The following is a 5,205-nucleotide window of genomic DNA, read 5'->3' as shown; positions in this document are numbered from 1 at the left end:
CCCGGCCAGATTCAACCTCCCTCACTGGTTTAAGGGATATGTTTTCGGGCTCATAGATAAACTGGTTCGAGAACCCGATGATTTCTGGAACACAGCGCCTGTGCTCTTCTAGCGTGATCCGTCCTCCATAGCGCATATTAGCTTCATCAAAGAGTGAGCGAGCGGGATCCGACCAAGAATCTATCTTGTCGAAGTCCCACAAATACTGCTGAGCTAGCTTTCCAATTTCTTCCAAGTCGTGGAAACTGGTTGGTGAAACCTGCTTGTCATCACCGATAACTACCATTCTCGGAGCCAAATACTGCAAGAAAATGGCATCGACACCCGACTGTGATGCCTCATCTACGATAACGACATCAAACATGTTTTCTTCCAAGTCGAACTGCTCAACGACCTTGTAGATCGGCATGATCCACACTGGAACCGCGGAACGACAAGCATCTAAGTGCTTACGCACATCTCGCTTACGTCGATCAGCATATTTTCCAGTTCCCTTTCCCAGGCGAGTAACTGCTTGGCTATACGCTACAAGACTCGATTGAGTTGCTGGATCGATTCGGTCTTTTCCTACAGCCTTAGACCAAGCTCGGGCAGCGGCGAGCTCCGCGATAGTCTTTGAAATTCTTTCATCGATAAATCGAACTGAACGCGAGATTTCCTGAGGATCCGCCTTTGTTCGGGCAGCGATTTTTTCTCCTGCCAATGCCCAGTACCGAGCTTCTTCGATATTTTGAACACGGTGTCGCCACAACCCGAAGTCATTGGAGTCCTTTAGTGCTTGGACAAGTAATGCAGACCAACCTTTCGCGTTTTGGGAAAGCTCGTTGCGACGCCGAATTGCACCAGAATACGAGGCAGCAGACTGTGCTGACTCGAGAGCAAGTTCATATTCAGAGGCATTTTGCTGTTCCAGCGCTACTTCTAATCTGTCTATCCATTCCACGGCATCCGAATTCTGCTTAAAGTCGCGAATGGTTGCCATCCCCATGGAAATGAGGTTAGAAAACCGTGCCGCAGTGGCTTGGACCCCTGAAGCCTCTCTAAGCTTTTCAATTCGATTGGATAGCGAATTTAGCTCTCCTAAATCGGCCCTGAATCCAAAGCTTTCGATTCTTCCCAAGGCATATCCGAGCTGCTCGACTTGGGAAATTGATTCCGAGAATTTCTGAAGTTCACCTCTCCAGAAGCCTAGCTTCTCCATAGGAGACAAATGCTCAGCTGGCCGTGAATACCTCCACGACTGTTGTAGTGAGTGGAGCGCCCATTCAAACTCCACATACTCTAGGTAAAGGTTCACTTCGGCTAAGCCTGTGGGCGGCATTCCATTTACTCGAACACCTTCAAAAAACGGTGCTGCTTCTTTGATTATTGGCTTTGTAAGTAGACCGGTCTTTGGAAGACCATCCGCCTTCGTCTTAATTTGACCCCCATTCTGAAGGAAAGTCTGCACTGACCTCGCCAACGGTACGAAGGAATCAAATTGGCCGGAAATCTCAATGTGCCGGAGAACAGCCAAGTTTCCACCTCGCTGCTGGGCTCCATGAAAATCATTGGCAAAAGAATCTAGTCCATTTTTCCACTGCGCGAGATTTCCGTTCATTGAATCACGGAGTAGGTCGTCCATCCACGGTGCGGAAAATTGCTGAATTTTCGCAAATTGATTTATGGCTTGTGCGACTGATTGTTCAAGATCGACTCGGGATGACTCATCAAGATCGGCCCAAGCCTCCCGTTCACTAACCGGTGTCTCATTTTCGATCCAGAGGTTCACGGCCTCTTCACCAGCTTTGGCCTCGATTGCCTGCGTGAGCTCATCTACGGTGGGAATCGCACCGAAGTCGAAGGAATCTCCGGTGGAGCTCACTCCACCTTGAGCGAGCTCTGGGGAAGCCAAAAGTGAAAACCATTCGTCAATTTCCTGTGCGTCCAAAGGAAATGGCTGCTCAAGATTAGGAACCTGTAAAGCTTCGATCCACCCATAATCCTCTTTGCTGTCCACCCATTTCGCGACAGCTCGAGACATTTGCGTGTCGTAGCCTAATACACCAAGCGAGGCCTTCTCAGAGTCCATAAGCGAAGTCCAACGTCTCAACTCTGCAGTTCGCTCTTCACGGAGCTGATTTAGCTTCAGCTCCAGCTCTCGGATCTTTCGAGAAGATGTTACTTCGTCATAATCACTTGACCGTCGATTTATTGTATCGACGGCTACTTTCAATTCCGCTAAGTCAGACTGTCCAGAGCTAATCACGGAAACAGCAAGCTCACGAATCTCCTCAGGTAGCTTTCCTCGTAACTCGTATAAAGCACGATCCGCTTCTGCTGTTACTAGGACACGCTTGCCTTGAGCCAACAGATGAGAAAGCAAGGCAGCTGCCATGTGTGTTTTTCCGGTTCCCGGAGGGCCTTGGACGATGGTTTGAGGGTGAGAATCTACTCGATTCAAAACCTGCATTTGCTTCTCATTGAGCGGTAGCGGTGTGAAGACCTCTTCGTTTGATTCAAAGGTCGCACCCGGCTCATTCGATTTTGGCAGCTCCGCTTGCGAGTTGGGATCGATCAGCGGCGCCAGCCCAGTCGGAATTTCTTCGGATTGTTCGATAGCTACAGCAATATCTTTGAGTGCAGTTGCAAAGCCCGTACGTTGGCGTTTACGCAAAATGATGGTTGGCTGCCATGCCAACACAGCTTTCTCAGAGGGAACTTGGCGCTGCCATTCGGAAGTATAAATCGCATTGGTATCTAACCCATTTGCAGTTACGGCGCCTAAATCTGCGAAGGTTTCAGGATCCAAGATGTCGCCTTCGATCGCGGCAACTTCTCCTTTTACATCGGTCAAAAACGTACTGTCATCCAACTTTTGTGCAGGAACGGGCTCCATTTCAATCTTCAGTGCCCCCTCTCCTAACTCAAGATGAATATCGCCGGTCCTTTTATCCAAATCCATGGCCAAGACGACTGAGAAAAGCTGCCGGTCTACCTTTTCCTTTTCACTCACTTGCCAGGCAAGGTTTCCCAATCCCAGAATGAGTTCGAACTCGTCCGCTTGTTGGTTTGCACTCGTCTGGATTTCGAAGGCCTTTTGATACGCCAGAGCATATTTCTCAGCAACAGCCCAATGGCGCCACTGTTCCAGCCATCGTTGAAATTGCCCTGCTTGATCGTCCGAGATCTGAGTAGCAGTAACTAGCTGTGGCTCTTTGAGTGGATCATCAGTTGATCCATCAACCAGGTTTTCTATCCCCGTAGGAAGATCTGGAAGATTAACCGGCTCGGGCTTTTTGAATACCGCAATTAGATTTGGGTTGGCTCCATCATCAGCCAAGAATTTCTCATCTAATTGGAGGGCTTCTTGAATGTACCCGCCAAATTGAATGCGTCCTGACTCTTCTGCAACTTCCTTAAGCCGTTCTAGTCTGAGTACCTTTCCGCCGTCCTTTTCATACTTAGCCGTAGAAAGAATTACTTTTTCTTTCTTCTTTTGCATAGCGGACAAGAACATGAAAAGGCGTGATGCCTTATCAGCATTTAACTGCACGGGTCTTACTCCAAACGTGAGGAAAGAAAGTAGAAACAACTAATTTCCCATAGGGAACACTGATACCTTACTCCCCGTCTGGCCCCGTATTACACCCAATTTATTACGACCCCAATGGCCAGCTTTCCTCCCTGTTGAAAGGACGTCAGTGTTCAACTGCCTCTAAGCAAAAGCCCGTTGACCGACCCCTGAGGTACGGTAGTAACATCTGCATCCTTCTACGACATCGTTAGCATCAAAGGACGCCGACGTTGAAAGGACTTAGCTCCCGATATGCCTACTGTTTCTGATCGCCTGCACCGCGCCCAGCAGAACTTTAATGCGGTGATTTCCATCATCCCGTTTGATGAGCACGCGGTGGATGAATCGCCCACGCTTATGGGGCAGCCGGTGGCATTCAAAGACATCGTGGATGTTGCTGGGGTGTCGACTACCTGCGGCACCGAGGTGAATGTGGGCCGCACTCCGGTCAAGGATGCCCCGGTGGTACAGCGATTGACGGCAAAGGGTGCCCTGCCGGTAGCGAAAGCGAACCTGCAAGAATTTTCCTATGGCATTTTGGGCGATGCCTCGGCTTATGGTCGCGTGATTAACCCGCGTGATCCGGAGGTGTGCGGCGGCGGATCGAGCTCCGGTTCGGCGGCGCTGGTAGCTTGCGGAGCACTGCAGCTTACAGTGGGCTCCGATAGTGCCGGGTCGGTGCGCGTGCCAGCCGCATGCCAGGGCGTGCTGGGGTTCAAGCCCACCTTTGGGGTGATTCCGGTCGAAGGGGTCTTCCCTTTTGCCCCGAGTTTTGATTGCATTGGTTTCTTTGCCAGCTCGATTGACCTGATTGAGCAGGCTTTTATTGCCACTGCGGATGGAGAGCCGGCCACGGCGCAGGACGTTTCTGCTGTTGATGTCACGGCGCTTAAGGCCAAGGGCGAGCGTTTCGCTGAACTGCTAGCGGCGCTGGAACGATCGGACTTTGAACTCAGCGAGGGCGTGAATGTGGAAGACACCATCGCCGCCACGGCCGAGCTCTATGAGCCGATGCGCCTGAAGGAGGTCTATGACGTCCACCGGCCGTTGCTGGATCAGCGCGATAAGTACCAAGACGTTATCTTGCAGCGCGTCCTGGGCGGGGAAAATATCAGCCGGGAAGACTACGAGGCGGCCGCACGGGGCGTAGAGAAGCTGCGCGAAGAGGCCCTTGCTCTGCTTGCCGACGCCCCCATTATCCTCACCCCCACCCTTGATTCCGGCCCCCTCAAGTGGTCCGAAATCACCCCGGACAATACCGCGGAATCGGCCGCGAGCCTACGGCGGTGGACCGAGCCGTTCAATGTGCTCGGCTGGCCGGCCATTACGGTGCCACTGCGCGGCGAAGGGGAAGAAGGCGTGGGTGATGCCGTGCAGGTCGTCGGCAAGCCGGGCGAGGACCTGACCGTCCTGCGCGTTGCCCGTGCCCTGCAGGCCCTGCTCTAAGCCCCTGCTAGAAGGGTCTTTTCCTGCGTGCGCGGCCGCCAATAGGCGGCCTCGACGGCGGTAAGTTCCTTGAAGTGCGCTGAGGTGAGCTCGTCCATCGCTTGGATATAGCCGGGGACCTCCTCGCGCGGCAGGCGCAAACCCATGGTCAGGTGCGGAGTCCAGCGCGGCCCACGCCCGTCCGGGTTTGCGGCACTGATTTT

Annotated in this window: 2 protein-coding genes and 1 pseudogene; 1 reads left to right on the top strand and 2 read right to left on the bottom strand. The window is 52.4% G+C overall.

All coding sequences use genetic code 11. From position 1 onward, the window contains the following. The coding region (locus tag QKD99_RS11310) for an AAA domain-containing protein (RefSeq protein ID WP_347951473.1) at nt 1–3,535 on the bottom strand (3,535 nt) is incomplete at its 3' end. A gap of 273 nt (nt 3,536–3,808) precedes the next feature. Here QKD99_RS11310 and QKD99_RS11305 point away from each other — a divergent pair. Beyond that, a complete protein-coding gene (locus tag QKD99_RS11305) occupies nt 3,809–5,002 on the top strand; it encodes an amidase (protein WP_347951472.1) in 1,194 nt (397 codons plus the stop codon). Here QKD99_RS11305 and QKD99_RS11300 read toward each other — a convergent pair. Further along, nucleotides 4,999–5,205: pseudogene (locus QKD99_RS11300) on the bottom strand (2'-5' RNA ligase); the annotation flags it as partial. The gene QKD99_RS11305 and the pseudogene QKD99_RS11300 overlap by 4 nt on opposite strands.

The sequence above is a fragment of the Corynebacterium sp. c3Ub_189 genome, from assembly GCF_039907195.1.
Classification (GTDB): Bacteria; Actinomycetota; Actinomycetes; order Mycobacteriales; family Mycobacteriaceae; genus Corynebacterium.
The sequence above is the reverse complement of the archived record's forward strand: the minus strand, read 5'-3'. Positions and strand labels throughout refer to the sequence as shown.